The 22,039-nt window shown below is 36.4% G+C and carries 23 protein-coding genes; 9 read left to right on the forward strand and 14 right to left on the reverse strand.

From position 1 onward, the window contains the following. Positions 1–61 precede the first annotated feature (61 nt). The 6 genes from Q0947_RS02670 to Q0947_RS02695 form a co-directional block, all read right to left on the reverse strand. Positions 62–1,312, reverse strand: a complete 1,251-nt coding sequence (locus Q0947_RS02670) for a mechanosensitive ion channel domain-containing protein (protein WP_299391017.1) — start codon at positions 1,310–1,312, stop codon at positions 62–64. Further along, on the reverse strand, positions 1,312–1,608 hold the full coding sequence (locus tag Q0947_RS02675; RefSeq protein ID WP_299391020.1) for a DUF3817 domain-containing protein: 297 nt from the start codon (positions 1,606–1,608) through the stop codon (positions 1,312–1,314). Before Q0947_RS02675 ends, Q0947_RS02670 begins: the two co-directional genes overlap by 1 nt. A 130-nt stretch (positions 1,609–1,738) precedes the next feature. Further along, positions 1,739–2,200: a GNAT family N-acetyltransferase gene (locus tag Q0947_RS02680; RefSeq protein ID WP_299391022.1), complete on the reverse strand. Its 462-nt coding sequence runs from the start codon at positions 2,198–2,200 to the stop codon at positions 1,739–1,741. A gap of 60 nt (positions 2,201–2,260) precedes the next feature. Continuing rightward, entirely contained in the window at positions 2,261–3,556 is a 1,296-nt protein-coding gene (locus Q0947_RS02685) for a phosphoribosylamine--glycine ligase (protein WP_299391024.1), read from the reverse strand. Positions 3,557–3,682: 126 nt separating this feature from the next. Beyond that, complete coding sequence (locus Q0947_RS02690) at positions 3,683–4,516, reverse strand: OmpA family protein (RefSeq protein ID WP_299391026.1); 834 nt, start codon at positions 4,514–4,516, stop codon at positions 3,683–3,685. A gap of 388 nt (positions 4,517–4,904) precedes the next feature. After that, a complete protein-coding gene (locus Q0947_RS02695; protein ID WP_299391028.1) occupies positions 4,905–5,204 on the reverse strand; it encodes a hypothetical protein in 300 nt (99 codons plus the stop codon). 487 nt (positions 5,205–5,691) lie between these two features. On the opposite strand from Q0947_RS02695, the gene Q0947_RS02700 reads away from it, so the two are divergent. The 5 genes from Q0947_RS02700 (at position 5,692) to Q0947_RS02720 (ending at position 10,680) form a co-directional block, all read left to right on the forward strand. Beyond that, positions 5,692–7,086 (forward strand): NAD-dependent succinate-semialdehyde dehydrogenase, encoded by a 1,395-nt coding sequence (locus Q0947_RS02700; RefSeq protein WP_299391030.1) that lies wholly within the window; start codon positions 5,692–5,694, stop codon positions 7,084–7,086. A gap of 76 nt (positions 7,087–7,162) precedes the next feature. Further along, positions 7,163–7,582: an OsmC family protein gene (locus Q0947_RS02705; protein ID WP_299391033.1), complete on the forward strand. Its 420-nt coding sequence runs from the start codon at positions 7,163–7,165 to the stop codon at positions 7,580–7,582. Positions 7,583–7,642: 60 nt separating this feature from the next. After that, the gene (locus tag Q0947_RS02710) at positions 7,643–8,695 is read left to right on the forward strand and encodes an NAD(P)-dependent alcohol dehydrogenase (RefSeq protein WP_299391036.1); all 1,053 of its coding nucleotides are present in this window, start codon (positions 7,643–7,645) and stop codon (positions 8,693–8,695) included. Positions 8,696–8,794: 99 nt separating this feature from the next. Beyond that, positions 8,795–9,718, forward strand: coding sequence for an EamA family transporter (locus Q0947_RS02715; RefSeq protein WP_299391038.1), 924 nt, complete (start codon positions 8,795–8,797; stop codon positions 9,716–9,718). A gap of 23 nt (positions 9,719–9,741) precedes the next feature. Further along, the gene (locus Q0947_RS02720; protein ID WP_299391041.1) at positions 9,742–10,680 is read left to right on the forward strand and encodes a pyridoxal-phosphate dependent enzyme; all 939 of its coding nucleotides are present in this window, start codon (positions 9,742–9,744) and stop codon (positions 10,678–10,680) included. A 65-nt stretch (positions 10,681–10,745) separates the two neighbouring features. Here the strand turns inward: Q0947_RS02720 and Q0947_RS02725 are convergent, their stop codons facing one another. Beyond that, positions 10,746–10,997, reverse strand: a complete 252-nt coding sequence (locus Q0947_RS02725) for a YtxH domain-containing protein (protein ID WP_299391043.1) — start codon at positions 10,995–10,997, stop codon at positions 10,746–10,748. Positions 10,998–11,135: 138 nt separating this feature from the next. Beyond that, positions 11,136–11,999: an SdiA-regulated domain-containing protein gene (locus tag Q0947_RS02730; RefSeq protein WP_299391045.1), complete on the reverse strand. Its 864-nt coding sequence runs from the start codon at positions 11,997–11,999 to the stop codon at positions 11,136–11,138. A 577-nt stretch (positions 12,000–12,576) separates the two neighbouring features. On the opposite strand from Q0947_RS02730, the gene Q0947_RS02735 reads away from it, so the two are divergent. After that, positions 12,577–12,948, forward strand: coding sequence for a hypothetical protein (locus Q0947_RS02735; protein WP_299391048.1), 372 nt, complete (start codon positions 12,577–12,579; stop codon positions 12,946–12,948). 96 nt (positions 12,949–13,044) lie between these two features. On the opposite strand, the gene Q0947_RS02740 is transcribed toward Q0947_RS02735, so the two are convergent. Further along, on the reverse strand, positions 13,045–13,269 hold the full coding sequence (locus Q0947_RS02740) for a CDGSH iron-sulfur domain-containing protein (protein ID WP_299391050.1): 225 nt from the start codon (positions 13,267–13,269) through the stop codon (positions 13,045–13,047). Between the two features lie 208 nt (positions 13,270–13,477). Between Q0947_RS02740 and Q0947_RS02745 the strand changes: the two genes are divergently transcribed. From Q0947_RS02745 to Q0947_RS02755, 3 genes are all read left to right on the forward strand, one after another. Beyond that, positions 13,478–14,488, forward strand: a complete 1,011-nt coding sequence (locus Q0947_RS02745; protein ID WP_299391052.1) for an LLM class flavin-dependent oxidoreductase — start codon at positions 13,478–13,480, stop codon at positions 14,486–14,488. Between the two features lie 115 nt (positions 14,489–14,603). Beyond that, positions 14,604–15,950 carry a DEAD/DEAH box helicase gene (locus Q0947_RS02750; protein ID WP_299391055.1) on the forward strand — a complete coding sequence of 449 codons (1,347 nt, stop codon included), beginning with the start codon at positions 14,604–14,606 and terminating at the stop codon, positions 15,948–15,950. After that, a complete protein-coding gene (locus Q0947_RS02755) occupies positions 15,950–17,263 on the forward strand; it encodes a DEAD/DEAH box helicase (protein ID WP_299391057.1) in 1,314 nt (437 codons plus the stop codon). The genes Q0947_RS02750 and Q0947_RS02755 overlap by 1 nt, the downstream gene beginning before the upstream one ends. Positions 17,264–17,279: 16 nt before the next feature. Here the strand turns inward: Q0947_RS02755 and Q0947_RS02760 are convergent, their stop codons facing one another. The 5 genes from Q0947_RS02760 to Q0947_RS02780 form a co-directional block, all read right to left on the reverse strand. After that, a complete protein-coding gene (locus Q0947_RS02760) occupies positions 17,280–18,020 on the reverse strand; it encodes an acyl-CoA desaturase (protein ID WP_299391059.1) in 741 nt (246 codons plus the stop codon). 67 nt (positions 18,021–18,087) lie between these two features. Then, the gene (locus Q0947_RS02765) at positions 18,088–18,657 is read right to left on the reverse strand and encodes a Crp/Fnr family transcriptional regulator (protein WP_299391062.1); all 570 of its coding nucleotides are present in this window, start codon (positions 18,655–18,657) and stop codon (positions 18,088–18,090) included. Positions 18,658–18,885: 228 nt separating this feature from the next. Continuing rightward, positions 18,886–21,114 (reverse strand): nitric-oxide reductase large subunit, encoded by a 2,229-nt coding sequence (locus Q0947_RS02770; RefSeq protein ID WP_299391064.1) that lies wholly within the window; start codon positions 21,112–21,114, stop codon positions 18,886–18,888. Positions 21,115–21,134: 20 nt separating this feature from the next. Further along, the gene (locus Q0947_RS02775; protein ID WP_299391066.1) at positions 21,135–21,473 is read right to left on the reverse strand and encodes a cupin domain-containing protein; all 339 of its coding nucleotides are present in this window, start codon (positions 21,471–21,473) and stop codon (positions 21,135–21,137) included. 67 nt (positions 21,474–21,540) lie between these two features. After that, positions 21,541–21,867 (reverse strand): hypothetical protein, encoded by a 327-nt coding sequence (locus tag Q0947_RS02780; protein ID WP_299391068.1) that lies wholly within the window; start codon positions 21,865–21,867, stop codon positions 21,541–21,543. Between the last annotated feature and the right edge of the window lie 172 nt (positions 21,868–22,039).

A 22,039-nucleotide genomic window follows, 5' to 3' on the forward strand; every position in this document is an offset into this window, starting at 1 on the left:
AGTAGTTTTTTTATAGCAATGCAGCCTTATTTCAGTTGAAATAAGGCTGTTTTTTTATGCGCTATTTTTTGTCTGCAGGGAAAAGTGAAGGTGTCAATTCGAAAAGTTCCAAATCGAAATATGAAATGGCTGACAGAATATGATCAAAGATATCAGACATAATGTATTCATAATTCACCCAGCGTTTATCGCTGCTAAATGCATAGATCTCTAAAGGAATCCCTTGAGATGTTGGTGCCAATTGTCTGACCATAATGGTCATGTCCTTATTAATACCGGAATGACCTTCAATATACGTTTGGACATATTTTCTAAACACCCCTAAATTGGTAAGATTTCGCCCGTTGATTAACGTGGATTTATTCACGTTATTAGCCGTGTTGTACTCTAATAATTCAGTTTGTTTGGTTGTCAGATAAGCTGTAATCAACTCAATTTTCTTTAACTCTTCAATTTCAGCATCTGTAAGATAATGGATACTTTTAGATCTAATTAAAATAGATCTTTTAATTCGTCGTCCACCAGAAGACTGCATTCCGCGCCAATTTTTGAACGATTCAGAAATAATCGCATAGGTAGGAATATTTGTAATGGTCATGTCAAAGTTTTGCACTTGCACGGTAGAAAGGTTGATTTCTATCACATCACCATCGGCACCATATTTTTCCATCGTTATCCAATCTCCAATTCTTAACGTATCGTTGATGGCTACTTGAATACTTGCTACAAATCCTAAGATAGTATCTTTAAAAATCAACAAAAGCACTGCTGATGCGGCACCAAGAGTTGTGAAAAACTTTAAAAAGGATAAATTGATAATTGCTGCAAGACATGAAGCAATCCCAATAACCCAAACAAAAAGCATAACCACTTGAATGTAGCTGTCAATTGGTTTGTCTCTTAAACGAGGAAGGGTTTTAAAATAGGATTCTAGACTTCTGAGGACACTTCTTACAATCCAAATGGCGAGTAAAATACCATACACCTTGAGAGCCATAAGGATAAAAGACTCAAAATGAGGATAATCATAAAAGACAATCGGAAATAATTTGATGGTAATAAACAAAGGCACTACATGTGCAATATTTCGAGGGGCTTTATGACCGACTAAAAAATCATCAAATTGAGTTTTAGAACGCTTTGCAAACCTATTAAACGCCTCCACCAATATTTTTCGCGTCAAATAATCTGAAATAAATATGATCACACATAAAATTAAGAGAAGTGCGAGCATATTTAAAAACGTGGCCCATTTATCGGTGAAACCAAGATTTAAAAAATAATTGCAAAAAATATGACTGTATTCGGACATTATGCCGTGGTATTTAAATATTTCCGTTCAATGTAAAACGTAGCAAATGGAATTAAGGATGCCAAAAGAACAATTCCTAAAGTCTTAAACGACCATTTTAATTTAGAACCTACTAAAAGCGCCAAAAGCACGTAGGCAATGAATAATAATCCGTGACTCATCCCAATTGGGTAGAGGAGGGTTTTGTAGATTTCTGGCTGGAATGGTTTAACAAGTAACATGTTACCAAACAGCACTAAATAGGAAATGCCTTCTAAAACGGCAACAAGTTTGAAGCTCTTTAATAGTTTAAACATGGGTCTTTAATTTTTATGCAAAAATACCTATGTTATACTGTATTAGCTAATTTTTTGAAGCGATTTTATGTAAAGAAAATGGCGGTTTTACTACTAATTTCTTTAAATGAAGCTAAAAATCAAAATCCCGTTAAGATTCATAATCTGATAAATACAACCATTCAAAGTGATCCTCATTTTTGAGCGATTTAATTCGCGTAAACCCATTTTTTACATAAAACTTATGCAATCTATTTTCTTCAGTAAGTAGGAAGTACTTATCATGATTTTCGGCTTTCTTCAATTCTGTAAGCCAATAGGATCCTAGGTTATTACTGCGTTTGTGTTTTGCAATCCAAATAAAACCAAGGTAGAGATAACCCTTACTAAACCAATAATTCGCTTCATCTTCAAAATAGGTGAAATTAGGAGGGCAAGCAGAAAACATGATGCCACTACCAATAATGACGTTATCTTCTTCAATAACGTAAATTTTGGCAACAGATTCGTAATCTTTCCAAAAAGGTGCGATTTCTTTCTGCCATTCCGATGGGAGCATATCAAAAAACTGTTGTACTTCTGTAGTCAGCTGTCTGAAAGTTAGGGATTCCATAATATGTATTTAAGGGAATTAATATTGGGTGTAAATTTAGAAATTTTGTGGACAAATCGGTTATAAAAGTCCCCAAGACCATAAACGGTCAGAATCTTCAAACCATCTATCGCCAATATCGGTTCTATAATAGCCGTTATTGAGAATCACATTGCTGATCCTGTTGTTCATCATTTTTTGGGCATCCTTCATTGTAATCCCAGTCCCGCTAACCATGAGAGCAATTCCCGTATTTCCAGTAATTAGCCATTCTTCATTCACTTTTTTCAGGTGCATCGGGTGGATGCCTTCCTTTAAATCTTTCCTGAATACAACAACGGCATCTTTAGAAAATAATTCAAATGTTTTTTTATCGTCATAAGGAAATGGAGGCACAACCATAAAGGCACCAACTTGAAAGCCTTTTTTAGTTGCAATCTTGAATTTTTGACCAGAAGCCACTTTATAAAGCATTTCTCCAATTGGTTCGTTAATGCCCGCGCGTTGAATGAATATTTGTGGAAAACCGAAACGGGAGGTGAATTCTAACGGATAAATTCCGTTACCATTGACGATGCAATTAATGTCTATGTGACCAATAAATTTATGCTTGGCCAATGAAGGCTCAAACTTATGTAAAGTAGCATTAAAAATAGGAGATTGGTTGACCCAAAACATGCTAGAACCCATTTCTCCGGTAGAGACACCTAATTCCTTAGGGAATAGCTTTTTATGCTCAAAGGTGACGTTGATAGGTTTTATAAACTCTTTTCCATTAAAAAAAGCAGAAACTGAAATTTCAACCCCTTTTACTTTTTTCTGTAATTGGAAATTTCCAAAATCGTCTCCCCAAGATTTGTCGTAGGCTTTCAAAACGCGAATAACATCCAAACCTTCATCATCACTACCAACAAACAATAGTTGTTTCAGTTCTTGAGTTTCGCCCGAAGGTTTAATAACGTAAGAATCTGGATTCTTTTCAACATATGTAATGGCCTCCTGAAAACTTACGAATTCTTTAAACGGTAAGGTTTTAATCTTATGTTTTTGAAGTTCCTTTTGCCCAAAATTCCGATCTAATTCTAGCAGATCTGTATATTCACTTCCACCAAAAACAATCTTTCCGGCAGCTCTTAAATCGGCACATTCCTTGCCAAAGCCTGTATAGTCAAAAATCAGGATATCAGCCCAATCTATATATTTCTTCCAATCTTTTACTTTCTTTACAAACCCGGTTCCGATCTCTCTGGAAGGCTTGTCTTCAATATATAATTTGACATCGTTACCTTCATTTTGCGTCGCGTAGGCAATGTCAAGAATTTCTCCCCAACGGGAAATGAATAAGAATTTTTTAGGTAAGTAATTTTGCTTTTTCAAGGTGTGTACAAGATGAGTTATGTGCAACGAAATTAATTAAATTTTCGTCTTTAAAATCATTTTAAAAATAAAAAAGACCGTTATTTCTAACGGTCTTTTTTGAAGTAATTAATTAAAAAGTGATGCTTATTCTTCAGTACCCATTAAGGCAAAGAATTTATCTAAGTTTGGAAGGATCACGATACGTGTTCTTCTGTTTTTAGCTCTATTATCTTTAGTGTCATTATCAGCAAGTGGCTTATAAGAACTTCTACCTGAAGCAATCATTTTTTCAGGAGCAACACCATACTCATCTTGTAATTTTCTTACTACAGAAGTGGCACGTAACACACTTAAATCCCAGTTGTCTGCGATTTTACTTGTACGGATGCTTCTTGCGTCAGTATGACCTTCAACCATAACTTCAACGCTAGGCTCAGAATTGATCACATTAGCAATTTTCTGTAAGATATCGTTTGCTTTGTTACTTACTTTATAACTAGCTGTATTGAATAACATCTTGTCAGAAATTGAAATCATAACAACAGTTTCGTTGATGTCAATTGAAATATCTTCGTCTTCGTTAAGAGTACTATTATCCAAAGATTTGTTCAAGTTGTATGACAATGCAAGATTCATTGAATCTTTTAATGTTTTAGCTTCTGCAAGTTTTGCTGCATCTACATTTTGCAATGTTTTGCGCATTGCTTTTTTAGTGTCGTTAGAAATCACTGCAATATTGTCTACATTGACAAGCATTGCGTTATTTTCTTCGGTAAGTGAATTGATTTTTTTATTGTAGCTGTCCACTCTTGCTTGAATAGCATCAAACTTAGCTTCAAGATCTTCTTTTTCAACTCTTGTCTTAGTTAGTTCACTCTTAATTTGACCATTTTCTTGCTCAAGAGCAACGTATTTCTTTTTAGAAACACAAGACGTAAACATTATAACGGTGAATAATGCAATTGAAATTTTTTTCATAATTATAAATTTATTGGTTTAGTATATGTACGATCATCTATGCCTTATAGACGTTATCGTTTCTCATATTTTTGATTATTTTAACATTTTGATCTGTTAATGCAACAGAATCTGATAGTTAAGTATTTTCTGTCATTTAACATTTTTTGTTTTATGTTAAACTATTTAATACAAATTGCGCGAGATTTTCTTGAATGACCTTGCTGCATCCTTGTTTTAGGTGTTTTAAAAGTGTCCTTTTTTTAATCTCACAGGAATCCTATCTCGTCACCATACACCCCGATACCTGGAGTTGATCATAAAAATTATTGTAAAGGTTAATGAGCGATGTGTAACAGCCCATGTTTCGTATTACATAGGTTTGTTCAGTCGGCACTAACATGACAACTTAATCGATCTCTGTCGGATCCGTTTCCTCTAAATGTTCATTGCCGGGACCGCCTTGACTGTATAGCTGATTCTCTTCATCTTTCAATTTTCTTTTAGGGTTATCATCTGGTAGATTCCTACCGGGAATATCTAAGTCCTTACCTTCAAAATCTACAGGCGCAGTTCTATTTGCATCATCCAGTAGCGTGTCGTCACCGCCATCGGTCCTGAGATTTTTGCGCTTTTCACCAAGAATCTCTTTGTCATGTTCAGTGATGTTTGGGTTGTATGTTTTCTTATCCTTATCCTTATGATCCATAGTTATTGTATTTATAATTTAATATTCCTAAGGTACATCAGTTATATTTTAACATTTAACCGGTTCGATAGTAATCTTAATCCATTAAGAATCACTTATATATAGTAAGTTCGAAATGAGTCCAGTTTTAAATGGGTTGCATCAATTAATTAGGCAATGAGGTTATATTTTTGAGTTTAGTGTTGAAATCACACGCTAATGAAAATCAGTTATTAAAGATTGACTCAAACCTTTAACGAATTCAATAGTTACCTCGAATGTATTATGGATTGCTAAGATGATATAGAATGGCTCATGCCGTTTTCATGGCAGAGGTGCTAAAGCGTGCAGTTCAATATCTATAGGGTATAGTAAAAAGTAACAGTTTGGACCACCGGAATTCAAGACAAAAACCGTTGTAGCTGACCAGAAAAAATTTTCAATTTAAAATATTTTAAATCAGTTTTTTGCAGCTCTGGTTTGAGCAATAATTTCAAATTTATAAATTATGAATACAGATAAAAAGACGTTTTCTACAGTTAATCCTGCTACAGAAGAGGAGATTGCATCATATACATATATGAGCAGCGAGAACGCATTCAAAGCGGTGACGGATTGCCATAACGCTTACTTGGAATGGCGTAAGACTCCAATTGAAGATCGCGCAAAAATTATTAGAGCTATTGGAAAGGAATTGGTCAACCAAAAGGATAAATTGGCGGGATTGATGACTGCAGAAATGGGGAAACTCTTAAGGCAGGGGCATCAAGAAATTGACCTTTGTGCAGGAATTTGCGAATTTACATGTACTGAAGGCATAAATTACCTTAAGGATGAAGAGAGAGAGCTTGCAGAAGGCGGAAAAGGAATAATTACCTATGCTCCAATAGGTGTCATTTATGGTATTCAGCCTTGGAATTTTCCAACCTATCAGGTCATCAGATATTCTATAGCCAATTTAATGGCAGGTAATGGCATCTTACTTAAACATGCTAAAAATGTAACTGGCTCAGCCTTGTTGTTGCAAGAAATTTATGAAGCGGCAGGACTTCCAAAAGACCTCTTTAAGGTTCTCATTATTGACCATGAATTGTCGGATAAAATTATTGAACATGAATTGGTGCGTGGAGTTACCTTAACCGGAAGCTCTGGTGCTGGCCGAATTATCGGAAAAAAGGCAGGTGCGGAGTTAAAGAAAACGGTTCTCGAATTAGGAAGTAATGATGCCTATCTTGTGTTAGATGATGCTGACGTGGTGCTTGCTGCAAAAACTTGTGTACAAGGCCGAGTTTATAACAACGGTGAAACGTGCGTTTCCGCAAAGCGTTTTATCGTAACAGAAAAAGTTTACGATCAATTTAGAGCGGCATTTATTGAAGGCATGAAAACTATCGTCGCTGGAGATCCCACTGAAAAATCTTCTAAAATGGGACCTCTAGCACGTAAAGATTTACGCGAAACACTCCATGAGCAAGTTGAAGAAAGTGTGAAAAAAGGTGCCAAAATCAGCTTAGGTGGCGTAATGCCTGAAGGGAAAGGTTATTATTATCCGGCTACAGTCTTAGAAAACGTTACTCCAGGACAACCCGCATATGATGATGAGTTGTTTGGGCCGGTAGCCTCATTGATTAAAGCCAAAGATAATGAAGACGCTATAAGAATTGCCAATGATAGTGAGTTCGGACTTGGTGGTGGTATTTTTTCCAAAGATGAGGATAAGGCTATCGAATTGGCGAGACAACATTTTGATACCGGAATGATTAACATCAATTCTTACGGACTGGCAAGACCAAATATGCCTTTTGGTGGAATTAAAAATTCAGGTTTTGGTAGAGAACACGGCGGATTCGGAATTCGTGAGTTTGTGAATGCTAAATCTATTTTTATTCCGAAGAAAAATTAGACTTTAATATGAACCATGTAGTAATTAAGAATAAGTAATTTAGTAGAACAAAGAGTTAACTATAAATATAAAAATTATGAAATTTAATCGAACAGCAAAAGCCCACTGGGAAGGTGGCGGAAAAGACGGAAAAGGATCATTAACTACGGAAAGTGGCGTGTTGAAGGAATCTCCGTATGCCTTCAAAACACGATTTGAAGATGCGGTAGGAACCAATCCGGAAGAGTTAATTGGAGCAGCGCATGCAGGCTGTTTTACAATGCAATTGAGCTTCTATATAGTTGAGGAAGGCTTTACGGCAGAACGTTTAGATACGCAAGCGAGGGTTCATTTCGAAGATGGGAGCATTCCTAAAATAGAGTTGGAATTAACAGGGAAAGTTCCAGGGATGGACGAAAGTAAATTTAAGGAGCTGGCTACAAAATCTAAAGAAAACTGTCCGGTATCAAAATTGTTGAATGCCGATATTACGCTAACAACCACTTTTGATAACTAAAAATCACCCATCTCATCACTTTGCTTACCTCCGCCATTAATGAGTACAAAACATAAAATTATGAAAACAACTATCAAAGCTTACGGAGCAGAGGATGCTAAAGCCGATTTAAAACCAATGAATATCGATCGTAGGGCTTGCGGTGATGATGATGTGAAAATTGATATTACCTATTGCGGGGTTTGCCATAGTGATATCCATACCGTTAGAAATGATTGGAAAAACTCTAAATATCCAGTTGTTCCTGGTCATGAGATTATAGGTCGCGTGGTTGAAGTTGGGAAAAACGTGAGCAAGTTTAAGGAAGGCGATTTGGTAGGTGTTGGCTGTATGGTCGATTCTTGTCAGGAGTGCGCATCGTGCAAGGAAGATTTAGAACAATATTGTGAAGTTGAAATGGTCGCCACATATAACGGCAGGGATAAACATTTGGGTGGTCATACTTTTGGCGGATATGCTACGTCAGTTGTTGTCGATAAAAAGTTTGTTTTAAGCATTCCTGAAAATATTGACGAAAAAGGAGCGGCACCTTTGTTGTGTGCTGGCATTACAACGTGGTCGCCACTACGCACATGGAACGTTAAAAAGGGTGATAAAGTAGGCGTAATAGGATTAGGCGGACTTGGACATATGGGTGTGAAATTTGCTAATGCACTAGGCGCACATGTGGTTATGATTACCACATCGCCAGACAAAGCTAATGATGCGAAAGCTCTTGGGGCACATGAAGTTCTCATTTCTAAAAATACGGACGACATGAAAAAGCATCGAAACAGTTTCGATTTTATTTTAAACACGATTCCTGTTGGTCACGAAATGGATCCGTATATTGGACTGTTAAAGCGTGATGCTACGATGGTTCTTGTCGGCGCAGTAGAACCGCTGAAACCATTTCATGGTGGTGGAATTATACTTGGTCGTAAGCGAATTGCGGGGTCTTTAATCGGTGGCATTAAAGAAACTCAAGAAATGTTAGATTTTTGTGGAAAGCATAATATAGTGTCAGACATTGAGCTGATTGATATGAAAGATATTAATACTGCCTATGAACGAATTATTGCTGCGGATGTCAAATACCGATTTGTAATCGATATGGCGTCGTTGAAAAACTAATAGATTATTGAGAAATATAAAACTTTTAAAGAGGCGTTTCAGCGCCTCTTTTCTTATTTTTGCCTATTACTTTTTATGACTCCCCGCTATAAATAAACCATGAGCAGTTCAAAAAATACAATTCTTATTATCCTTGCTTTTTTCTCCATTTATGTTATTTGGGGTTCTACCTATTTATTGAATAAAATTGCCGTTACAGAACTGCCACCATTTATGTTGGCTTCGATGCGATTTATTACAGCAGGTGTTCTGATTTTTATAATTGCTAAACTCATGGGCAAGCCATTGGCAATTACTAAAAGACAGTTAATAAATACCGCAATTGCTGGGTTTTTATTTTTGACTTTTGGCAACGGCATCGTGGTTTGGGCACTTAAATATGTAGATAGTGGTTTTGCAGCGTTGGAAATCTCTGCGCAGCCATTGGTCGTTTTAATTTTGATGCGAGTTTTTCAAGGTAAAAAGATTAAAGCCATGTCTGTTTTAGGAGTGATTTTAGGGATTATTGGCATCTATTTGTTGGTGAGCCAAAACGAGGTGGTCAGCAAAGAAGGATCAGTTCTGGGAATGATTATGATTTTTGTGTGTATGGTAAGTTGGGCTACAGGCAGCTTATTTGTAGGGAAAGCAGATTTACCATCTAATTATTTCGTGAATACTGGCTACCAAATGCTCATGGGAGGCGTAATGCTTCTTGTACTAAGTTTGCTATTTGGAGAATCCTGGAGTTCACCGCACGTATGGAGCGAAAAAGTACAATGGTCTATGCTGTTACTTGTGGTTTTCGGAAGTATCGTCGCATTCACCTCATTTAATTTCTTATTGAAAAGGGTGTCGCCAGAAAAAGTAGCAACCTCCACATATGTCAATCCAATTATCGCTTTATTGTTAGGGTGGTATTTCTTAAACGAAGTGATAACCACCCAATCCATAATTGCTGCTATAGTCTTATTAACAGGTGTTTATTTTATTAATACGAAGAAAAAACTGGTCCTCTTTGCAAGGTTTCGTAATAGAATTTAAATATCTTTAAGTTTTAATGTGCCATGGACAAACAAACGCTACTCGATACTAGTCAACGGATTTCCCCATACATTCATAGTACACCAATTTTTACATCGCAATTACTGGATGAGATGGCTGATGCAAAACTATTCTTTAAGTGTGAAAACTTTCAGAAAATGGGTGCTTTCAAAATGCGAGGCGCCGTCAATGCCATTTTACAACTGACCGCAGCGCAACAGGAGCGAGGCGTGGTGACGCATTCTTCTGGGAATTTTGCCCAAGCATTAGCATTAGCAGCCAAAAACTTGAATGTTCCCGCGTACATTGTGATGCCTGATAATGCGCCTAAAGTAAAAAAAGATGCGGTTTTGGGTTACGGCGGAATTATAACGGAATGTAAATCTACTATTGCCGCTAGAGAAGAGGCTGCAGCAAAGATTGTAGCTAAAAAGGGAGCTACGTTTATTCATCCTTCTAATGATTTGAATGTTATTTTAGGCAATGCAACTGTTGGAATGGAGCTTTTAAATGCACACCCTGATCTTGATATGATTGTCACACCAGTAGGTGGTGGCGGATTGGTTGCAGGTACCGCCTTGGCGTCACATATTTTTGGAACGGATTGTAAGGTTATTGGTGGTGAACCTAAGGTTGCTGATGATGCATTTAGATCATTAATAAGTGGTCAAATCGAGACAAATATGGCGCCTAACACCATCGCTGACGGATTAAGAACGAATTTAGGCGATATCAATTTCCCAATCATTCAACAGTATGTAGATCATATAATTTGTGTTGAGGAAGCGGAGATTATTCAAGCTATGAGGTTACTTTGGGAACGTTTAAAAATTGTTGTTGAACCTTCAAGCGCAGTGGCTTTTGCAGCGGTCTTAAAAAACAAGGCTTATTTTAAGGATAAATTGGTGGGCATCATTTTGTCTGGTGGAAATGTGGATTTGGAAAACATTAAATTTTCATAGAAAATTTCAATATAATCCATAAAATAACCCACAGTTAGTGGGTTTCTTGTTTATTGATGCTTTCTTTAGCTTTTATTGGCTAACTCACTCGCCTCAGTCTTGATCTCTTGAGCACTATTTTTTAAACTGTCCAAGTTTGATTTTACAGAAGACTCAACTTCAGTGTATGTGTCTTTAACTTTTTGCCCAACTTCATTAACTTTTGAGTGAAGTTGTTCCTTCTTTTCAGGAGATAAGTTTTTGTATTTATACCAGGCAAAAACACCTGCTCCAAGTCCTAATAAGGCTAAAAGACCTTTTCCTTGTTGTTTTTTCATGTTCTAAGTTTTTTTAGTTTAAATTCTCTGATTTAAAGGTAAGATAATTTTAAACCAAACGGAAGATTTTGTGATTGATTGTGAGAACTTTAAGATAATTTTATAAGATAATTTTGATTGTAAATTATTGTTCGAAATTTAGTTGTTCAACTCAACCAAATGTATGTTTGCGGCGCCCCCAACAGATTCATTGGAAATATAGAGATCACCATTCTCGTTAAACGTCATTCCTTCGGGTTGTGGGAAATTGACTTCGTCTAATTTATAAACTGATTTTGCTGTTCCAGCTGAATCCATAATCAGTAATTTAGGATGCTTTCCTTCCAAAATATACATATCATGAGATTTAGGATGAATTGCTATTTCGGATGGGAAAAAAGTTTTGCGGGCCTTCTTTTCTCTATAAGGTGCTAATACGTCGGAATTCATGTCGATTTTATACGCTGGTGAATCCGTGTCTAAATTTTTAATAGGCAAGGATATCTTGTAGACGCCTTTATAATCCTCTTGCGAGTCCTTGTCCTTTGGAACTGTTAGCAACGCAGCATCATTTGACGAATAGGTGAGCGATTCCATATTATTGGAAGATTTAAAACCAGTTTGATGAGAACTAACAACTCGATTAGCATCGTTCCAATTCTTGATTTCATAAAGTAATCCATCACTTTGCATGACATATAAAGTATCACCATTAAGTGCAATTCCTTCATAATCGCCATTACCAGCAAACGGAATTTCTTCAACTATTGATTTCTGGTCTAAATTATAGATGTACACTATACCATCCTCATCTTGTATGCAGGCTAAAGTGTTGTTGCCAAGCCAAGTTATACCACTAATTTCTTCAAGTTCTTTGGGAAGTTCCCATGTTTCAGTAATGCGATAATGTTTGCTAGCTTCAACCATTTGCTCATTTGCCTTGCTAACTTTTGAAAACCCAATTATTGCAATTCCTACTAAAACAGCACTAAATACTGCTACATATATAGCTGATCTTTTCATTATTTAAGATTTGTGGTACAAAGTTCCATGATAAAACTTAAATTGCTAAAAATCTGGGTACAATTAGTATTTATTTAATACAATTTTAACGGCTTTTAAGAAAGGTAAATATAATGACTACCGATCAAGTTTAGAGCAACTTATATAATATGATATTATATTTATAAATGAAAACCAATTATGATAAAATGCCTTTTCTAGTATTACTCAAATAACTTCAAAAGAATATTACTCATGATTATCCGGTTTATTTTCCTTTTTGCTGTTCATCATAAAGTTTATAATAATGCTCACTAAAGTGATACAAACTATTGCGAAAATGCCGATCATGATGACGCCATTGTTCCAGTTGGAATTTAAAAAAAAGAGTTGAAACATAATATTTGGTATTATTATTTCGATAAAAATATACTTTAGCCGCCTTTCAAAATATGATATTTGTCAGTGTTTCCTAGTAAAATCACGCTATTAGGTAATGGGTTAAAAAATGTTTCATTTCAGGCTCTAAATTTGTATTGAAATCTGCTTTTAGATATGGGAATTGTATAATTTTGCAACGTCTTAAAACTCAGTTAAAATGAAACCATATACAGTATTGATTCTTATGCTATTTTCAATAGGATCAGTCGCACAAGTTGATTACAAAAGGCAGTTAGATAGCTTGACTACGGTACATAAAGTATGTACAATAGAAAACACGATTAGAAATCATCGGGTAAAACTCGATCAATTGAAAAAAGAAAAGAGACGGCTGAATACGCAGTTAACTGAAATTCAAAGCTTTAAATTAGGTCGTACCGATGCTGAAAAGGAAGAGCAATTATTGGAGATCAATAAATTGATTGAGGCAAATGCCGTAGCACTTACCAATGCAACTGTTCATTTAACGTCACTTATTAATGATTTAGTGATAGCAAACGACGACGTCAAACAATTGCAAAGAAAATAGGGATTTGTAATAAAATGGAGCGTTTCTTAAAGGTCCCACTTGATAATAATTCATCAAATGATTCGTATTAAAAAACGCTCCAATAATCCTTATGAATTAAACATTCTTTGGAGGTAAAGCAAAGGCCACAGCATCATGTTCAAAATGATTACGGTGTGCGCCATCGCAAAAAGGTTTATTAGCTGACAATCCGCATCTGCAAAGAGAGATCACATCACGACCACCAAGATCGTAAGCATTTCCATTCTTATCAACTATTTCAAAATCACCTTCTATTCTTAAAGAACCGTTGTTGTTTACTTTTAGGGTTGTTTTACTCATAGCACTACTTTTTTTATTATTAATTTCTGATATAGCGTGCTAATTTAAAGTAAGTTTTTCAATTACTGATGGAAACAATTTTTTATCATAATTATAGAATGGTTTAGGATTAACAAAATCATAACAAAGCGACTGAATATAATCTTGTATTTTAGTGGTTTTCGGTGAATTCTACGCCTTTTAAAAGATATACATATCAAAACATCCTATGAAACCCATACATACAGCATATTCAATTTTAGATTTGGCCTTAGTTTCAGAAGGCCATAGTCTTAAGCAAACATTTAATAATTCACTTTTATTGGCACAACATGCGGAACGTTATGATTACACACGTTTTTGGCTGGCTGAACATCATAATGCCGTTAATATTGGTAGTAGCGCCACCTCCGTGCTCATTGGATATATTGCGGAAGGAACAAACACGTTACGAATAGGTTCTGGAGGAATAATGCTACCTAACCATTCGCCATTAATTGTGGCTGAACAATTTGGAACCTTAGGTTCATTATATCCCAACCGTATCGACTTAGGACTGGGGAGAGCACCAGGAACTGATAGAGAAACGGCGGAAGCAATAAGATCAGACTTTATGCAAGCTGCACATTCCTTCCCTGAGGATTTGGAAGCCATACAACAGTATTTTTCAATGGATAACGCAAAATCTAAAATTAGGGCTACTGTCGCAGAAGGCGTAGAAGTACCTATTTATATTTTAGGTTCTAGCACCGACAGCGCGCACTTGGCAGCACGAAAAGGATTGCCTTATGCTTTTGCCAGTCATTTTGCGACTCGACATTTGGAAGAAGCCATAGCGATTTATAGAAAGGAATTTCAGCCATCAGAAGCCTTAGCTGCGCCGTATGTAATGGCGGGAGTAAATATTATTATTGGAGAAACCGATGCTGAAGCAGAAAGTTTTGCCACGTCTTTAATCCGAATGTTTTTAGGCATATTTACAGGGAAGCGCGATTATATGCAGCCACCAACTGCCATGACTCAGGAGTATAGAGAAATCATGGCGCATCCGCAAGTGCATCAAATGTTGAAATATTCTTTTATAGGTAGCAAGGCAACCGTTAAAGCTCAAGTGAAGGATTTCTTAGAGACTCACAAAGTAGATGAGCTTATTGCGGTAACCAACATTTATGACATTCAAGATCGAATTCGTTCTTACGAATTGTTTGCGGAGATTATGGAGGAGTTGAATGATGAGTAAATTGTGTCGCATTTAAGATTATTTCCGCTCTATTGTAAGACTTCCCACACCATTAATACCCCAAAGGGGGTTATTCTCTGCAAAAGTGTGGTTATCTTTGCAAAAAATATAGTTTATGTCACAACAGTTTTCAGATTTAGGAATTAATGATCAATTGCAAAAAAGTTTAGAAACTTTAAACATTTCTGTACCTACAGAAATTCAAAAAAAGACCATTCCTGTTGTCCTAAATCAGAAAGAAGATGTTGTGGTATTGGCAAAAACTGGGACAGGAAAAACCGCAGCTTTTGGTTTGCCTTTGTTACAATTAATTGATGCTGAAAACACGACTGTCCAAGCGTTAGTTTTAGCGCCGACGAGAGAGTTAGGACAACAAATTTTTAATAATATTACGTCATTTGCTGGAGAAAATCCACAGCTTTCAATTGCATCGGTGTGTGGCGGAATCCCTATTAAACCTCAAATAGAACGTTTAAAATCGACCACTCATATTGTAATTGCAACTCCAGGAAGATTACTTGACTTGGTAAATCGTGGCGCCATTGATATCAAACATGTTCAGTATTTAATATTGGATGAAGCAGATGAAATGGTCAGCGCCTTAAAAGAGGAGGTCGACACCATTATTAAAAGCATCCCAAAATCGAGACGGACCTTATTGTTCACCGCTACCATGCCTGGAGCCATCAAACAATTGGTTCAAAATTACATGTCAAAACATGTGGTGCATATAGAGGCTGATATGGCATCTGTTGGACATCAGGGTATAGATCACCAATATGTGGTGGTGGAACCTATTGAGAAATTAGAAGTGTTACTTCATTTTTTAAATTCAAAAGAAGGTGAACGTGGTATTATCTTTTGTAAAACGAAAGCAGCCGTTAATAAACTGGCTAAAAATTTAGCCATCAATAAATTTCCTTCCGGTGCGCTTCACGGGAGTCTGACTCAGGGGATTCGCGATCGAATTATGGGACAATTTAGAGAAGGTTATATAGATATTTTAGTAGCTACGGATCTGGCAGCTCGTGGTATAGACGTTAAAGAAGTGTCCTATGTTGTCAATTATCATTTGCCTGATACTTATGAAGCTTATGTGCATAGAAGTGGGCGTACGGCAAGGGCAGGTGCTAAAGGATTATCATTAACCATTTTGCAACAGGAAGAAGTTGAAGATATTGTCGATTTTGAAAATGAACTAGGCATCGTTTTTAGTAAATTCAAGAAAGCAGATGCCCAAAGTATTGAAGAGAATAACACCCTATTATGGGCCAAAAAAATATTTAAGACCAAGCCTAATCGAGACGTTTCAGAAGATCTAAAATCGAAGATTAAAACCATTTTTCATCATTTAACCAAAGAGGAGTTGGTGGATAAAATTCTAGCGAATTACTTGGCGCAATCTCATATTGAAACGCCTAAACCGGCAGTTTCTAAGTCACCTAAAAAGAACAAAAAATAATGGCAAATACAATCAAAGACCAACAGGATATTTTAGACAAATTAAATATCCAAACCTTGCACCCAATGCAGGAGGAGGCCATTTCCGTAATTTCAGAAAATGTCAACACCATTTTATTGTCCCCAACAGGTACAGGAAAAACATTGGCGTTTTTATTACCATTATTAGATACACTAGATCCAACAGAAAGTGATGTTCAGGCACTCATCATTGTGCCATCGCGAGAACTCGCCATTCAAATTGAGCAAGTTGCTCGAAATATGGGTTCCGGATTTAAAATCAATGCAGTTTACGGTGGAAGGCCAATGGCTAAAGATAAAATTGAGTTGAAGCATACGCCAGCGGTTTTAATTGGTACACCTGGTCGGATTTTAGATCATTTTGATGCCGACCGATTCTCGAAGAAAAGTATCAAAACCCTTATTTTGGATGAGTTCGACAAATCTCTTGAAGATGGATTTGAAGATGAAATGAAGCAAATTATTGGTCAGTTGCCAAGTATTAATAAGCGAATTCTAACGAGTGCCACTGAGCTCGAAAAGATTCCCGGATTTGTGCGTTTGGATAAACCCGTGACAGTTAATTATCTTAATGTAAAACGCAAATCAACTTTGGCCATTAAAACGGTGGTGTCTCAAAAGCCAAATAAATTGCCAATTTTGCTAGAGTTATTACAACATATTGGTAATGAGCAAGGGATTATATTTTGTAATTTAAGAGAGAATATTGACCGATTGAGTCACTTTCTAAAACGCAACAAAATCAGTCACTCTGCTTTTTCTGGAGGAATGGAACAGCAGGACAGAGAACGATCTCTCATCACTTTCAGAAATGGAACCAGTCAAATATTGTTGGCAACGGATTTAGCCTCTAGAGGGATTGACATTCCTGAGCTCAACTTTATCATTCATTACGAATTACCGAAACATAAGGAAGAATTCATCCATAGAAACGGTAGAACTGCGAGAGTGAATAGTAAAGGCACCGCTTACATTTTAAAAGGTAGCGATGAAACGCTGCCAGATTTTGTCAAAGATGCGCAAGGTGTCAATATTTCAAAAAAGGCTCCAGTTTCAGCACCAAAATGGGAAACTCTGTTTATTTCTGGCGGCCGAAAAGACAAAATCTCAAAAGGTGATATTGTGGGGCTTTTTATGAAACAAGGAGGACTGACACAGGAACAATTGGGAACTATCGAGCTTAAACAAGACTGTGCATTTATTGCAGTGCCAATCAACGAAGCGAAACGCATCGTTAATCTTTTGGATAATACACGATTGAAAAAGAAAAAAGTAAGAATAAGGGTTTTGTAATTTGAAATATAAATCCTTATTCCTTTATCCTAATTGGTTTTAACTGAATTAGACCAACAGCATCAAGGACTTTAATGACTAAATAAGTCATGTCAATTTCATACCATTTCACGCCAAAGTTCGCTCTACTGGCGTGTCGGTGGTGGTTATTGTGATAGCCTTCACCCATCATTAAAAAGTCAAAACGGAATAGATTCTTGCTGGTGTTTTTCATCTGATAATTGACATATCCATAAATATGACCAAACCAATTGATGATCACCCCGTGAATCGGTGCCATTAAAAAAGTAATAGGCAATAAAAGCCATTGCCACCATGCCGTAGCAAAGTATACAAACACTAAAACATAAATAGCAATCCAAAGTAATCTTGACAAACGAGAGCCTGCAAATTTATCAAAGGCAGCCCATTGTGGAACATTTTTGGTGAATTTCTGATCTACCTCTACACGCTGATCATTAATATCTTGGTAAATAGTTTTTGTTTTCCACATCATCGCAAATAAATTATCGTCGTAAGAAGGGGAGTGTGGGTCTTTTTCAGTGTCTGTATAAGCGTGGTGCATACGGTGCATAATACCGTAACCATACGCACTTAGGTAACTGGAACCTTGAAAAATCCAAGTAAGGACAAACGTAATACGCTCCATAGTTTTAGACATCGTAAACACCTGATGTGCTGCATAGCGATGTAGAAAGAAAGACTGAAAGAAAAGGCCGCCGTACCAAAGTACTAAAACGAAAATAACAATAACCATAATAATTTTTTTACAAAGATAAACTGATACTAGGTTCAAAACAATGAACCTAGGTCAAGTATTAGTGCTACAAGCGCCTTCTAATTCGGCTAAGTGCCTGAGCTGTAATGCCAATGTAAGAGCTGATGTATTTTAATGGAATCACTTTTAAGAGTTCTGGACGTTCTTTAAAAAGTTTCATATACCGTTCTTCAGCACTAAGATTCAATAGATTCTGTTCGCGTTTAGATTTGATTAAGAAAAGACGTTCTGCTGTTAATCGGCCGATAAGGTTACCAATTTGTGTGGTTTTATAAATTTCTTGCAAATCATTATAAGAAATGCTTAAAAGTGTGGTCTCCGTCAGTGCTTGTACGTGATATGCAGATGGCGTTTGGGTTAGGAATGAATCGTAAGCACTTACAAACTGATCTTTAAAACTAAAGCCAAAAGTGATTTCTTTTTCTGGATTGTCTTTAGGAATAAACAAACGCACGACACCCGATTCTATAAACGAAATATGATTTTCAATCTCGTTGACTTTTAAAAAAATAGTCTTCTTAGGAATAACACGACGGTGCAATTTTGAAGTGAAAAAATCCCAATCTTCGTTAGATATGGTTGCAATTTGATCAAGATATGCTCTGATTTGATTCACGGTGATGTTATGAGGGTTTTATGAAAAGTGCAAAGATAAGTATTTGGCTCGGTTTAGCAATTTCGATCGAATCAGTTTGACATAGAAGATGTAAGCAGAAGTATTGTGTCACAAGATTTATGGTGAATAAAAGAGCATTCAACACCTTGAAATTATAAGAGTAGTTAAGGTTAAATAAAAAAGAGGCCAGTATATACTACTGACCTCTTATATTCATATTAAAAGTAATTAATGTCCAACTTTTTTTCTTTTGAAGTTATAAAGTGTTTCATCTATAGTAAACCAGCAGAAGTAAAAAATTCCCACTGAGAAAATAACATCTCCAATCATGCGTAACCATTTTAAGGTTTGGACAACAGGAGAGTATAGTAATTCCGAATCTCTCGCAAATGAATAGCCTTGGGTTATGGAAGTGTACGCTTGAATAATCCCAATTGGTAATAAACTAAATACAACCATGGCCACCAATCCGATGTTTAACAACCAGAAAGCACGTTTCAATTTTGTGTTTTGCCATACACGATCAGAATAAAAGCGGAGGCAAATAATAATAAAGCCCATACCTAACATGCCATATACTCCGAATAAAGCGGTATGTGCATGGACTGCCGTGGTATTTAAACCTTGAATATAATACAGTGCAATGGGCGGATTGATCAAGAATCCGAAGACACCGGCACCAATAAAATTCCAGAAGGCAACGGCAATAAAGAAAAAGATCGGCCATTTGTATTTCTGAATCCAATCTTTACTTTTTAATAGGTTCCAGTTTTCTCTAATTTCAAAGCCCATTAAGGTTAAAGGCACAACTTCTAGCGCACTAAATGTGGCGCCTAGTGCGATGGCCTGAACTGGGGTCCCAGAATAGTACAAATGGTGTAAGGTCCCAATAATACCTCCTGCCAAAAATATGGCTGCCGAAGCTACAGAGACACGACCAGCAGTTTTTGTAGAAATCACTTTCATTCTCGAAAATATAAAGGCGATTACTACGGTGGCAAACACTTCAAAGAAGCCTTCAACCCACAGGTGAACTAACCACCATCTCCAATAATTTATAACCGGTAGACTACTATTTTCACCATACATTAAACCAGAGAAAAAGAACAGACCTATGGCCACGACTGAAACGAGTAAGATAATTATAAGATCTCTAGATTCATCTTTCTTATTAATGGCGTACATTAAATGTCTTCCCACCATTATCACCCATAATACAAGGCCAATGGCTAAGAAATATTGCCAAAAACGACCTAAATCCATATACTCATAGCCTTGGTGCCCAAAGAAGAAATTGGTGGTTAAATCTAGGAACTGATGTACTCCCAACCATTCTCCAAGCATAGAGCCTAACACAATAATTATTAAGGCGAAGAACAGGAAGTTGATGCCAAAAACCTGATATTTCATCTCTTTCCCTGAAATCATCGGGGCCAAGAAGAGTCCAGTAGCTAACCAAGTTGCGGCAATCCAAAAGATAGCCAGCTGCGTATGCCAGGTTCTGGTGATGGAATAGGGTAAAAATCGTGACAGATCATATCCAAAGAAGGCTTGCCCTTCTACAGTATAATGCACGGTGAGTGCCCCTAACACCACTTGTAAGGCAATTAGCAAGGAAATGACTATAAAATATTTTAACACCGCTTTTTGCGAGCCAACTAATTGCAAGTTTGACAATGGATCAAAATCTGGTTTTTCTAAAATCTCGCCCTTTTCGTGATTTCTTAAATAATAATACGTTAAGATTCCGATGAATAATAACAGTAATACAATAGATAAACCGGACCAAATAAGGGAGTCATCAGTGATTAAATTGTCAATTAAAGGCTCATGTGGCCAGTTAGACGTATAGGTATAATCTTTTTCCGGTCGATTGGTACTAGCTGCCCAAGACGTCCAAAACAAAAAGGCATTAAGTTGTCCTAATTTTACGGTATCAGTTAAAGCACCTTTCGGAATGGCATATTGCTCATGTCCATCAGAAAAAATAGAACTGTAATGGTTGATGTTTTTTGAAATAGCATCCCAGCGTACCTGAGATATAGTGATGGTTTTGGTAGTTGGATCAAAGGTGTTTGTTTTAACATCTTTAATTAAACGGGCCTTGATGGCTGCTTTTTTTTCTACATCAAGGTCGTCATAAGCGGTATTGTAATCCGTTTGTGCCCAATGCTCAAGCATATATACCGCTTCTTTATGTATCCAATCTGCCGTCCAATCAGGAGCCACATAACTTCCGTGACCCCAAATAGATCCAACTTCCATACCTCCGATAGACTCCCATACATTTTGTCCAATCTGAATATCGGCTTTGGTGTAAACTACTGTGTTGGTTTCTTTAATAATGACCTGTTCAGGGATGGGAGGTTGGGTTTGATATACCTCAGTACCAATCCATATGAGGACGACAAATGACAATACAACTACGCTAATAAAGGCGATCCAAATTTTTCTCATGTTTTCTAATAGGTTTGGGGTTAGTCTACAACATTATTAACGCGTTCAACACTGTCATTTTTTGATAGCGATAAGCGTACAATGGCGTCTTGGGTACAGTGTAAATCGTGAGGCACATTCGGGTCTAAAGCGATTAGATCCCCTTTTTTAAGCTGTAGTGTTTTGCCCTCTACGCCAAAATCTATAGATCCTTCAAAAATTTCTACAACAATAGAAGAGGGGGCTTTGTGTTCTTTCATTTGATGGCCTTTGCGCATCGTAATTCTAATTTCCTTACTGTGGTCGCTTTCCAATAAAACGCTGATGGCAGGCTTGTCCGTTTTATAGACCAATTGGTCTGTAAGTGATGCTGTTTTCATAAATTATAAGTGTATTATTATTAATTAATATAAAAAGGTCTTTTTATCCTTTATTGGTGTAAATAATTTAAATTTTTAAGTGGAATGGCTGTGATTTTGTGTCATTGGCCAACAGTATTGATGTGGTGTTGTGTAACATATTTTCAAATCCTTCTCTAATTCCTGCAAATATTTCCTTCAAAGTTTCACGTACTATAAAAGAACTGCCATATGAACTTTTTGGAGATTCGAAGAGATTGCACTCTGCCAACTGATCCAAAATTTCAGCTTTAAAAGCAGGAGGGAAGTCTTCCGCTTTTAAAATAGTTATTACATTCATTTTTTCTCCAAAAAAAGTTAATGTTGCTCTAAAAATGACGGCTCTTAATCCGTACTCACAAGACTTAGAAAACATAGTAGTGAATTAGTCTGCAAAAGTAAATCAAAAATCAATAAAGGACAATTTTATCCTATATAAAATTACTAGTATTTTCTATATTGATTTATGTGGTTGAATGCCAATAAATTATACTACATAAAAGTCAACTCAAATTGCTATTATAGATTAGTTATTTAAAAAGTCATAC

The organism is uncultured Gelidibacter sp. (assembly GCF_947500795.1).
GTDB lineage: Bacteria > Bacteroidota > Bacteroidia > Flavobacteriales > Flavobacteriaceae > Gelidibacter.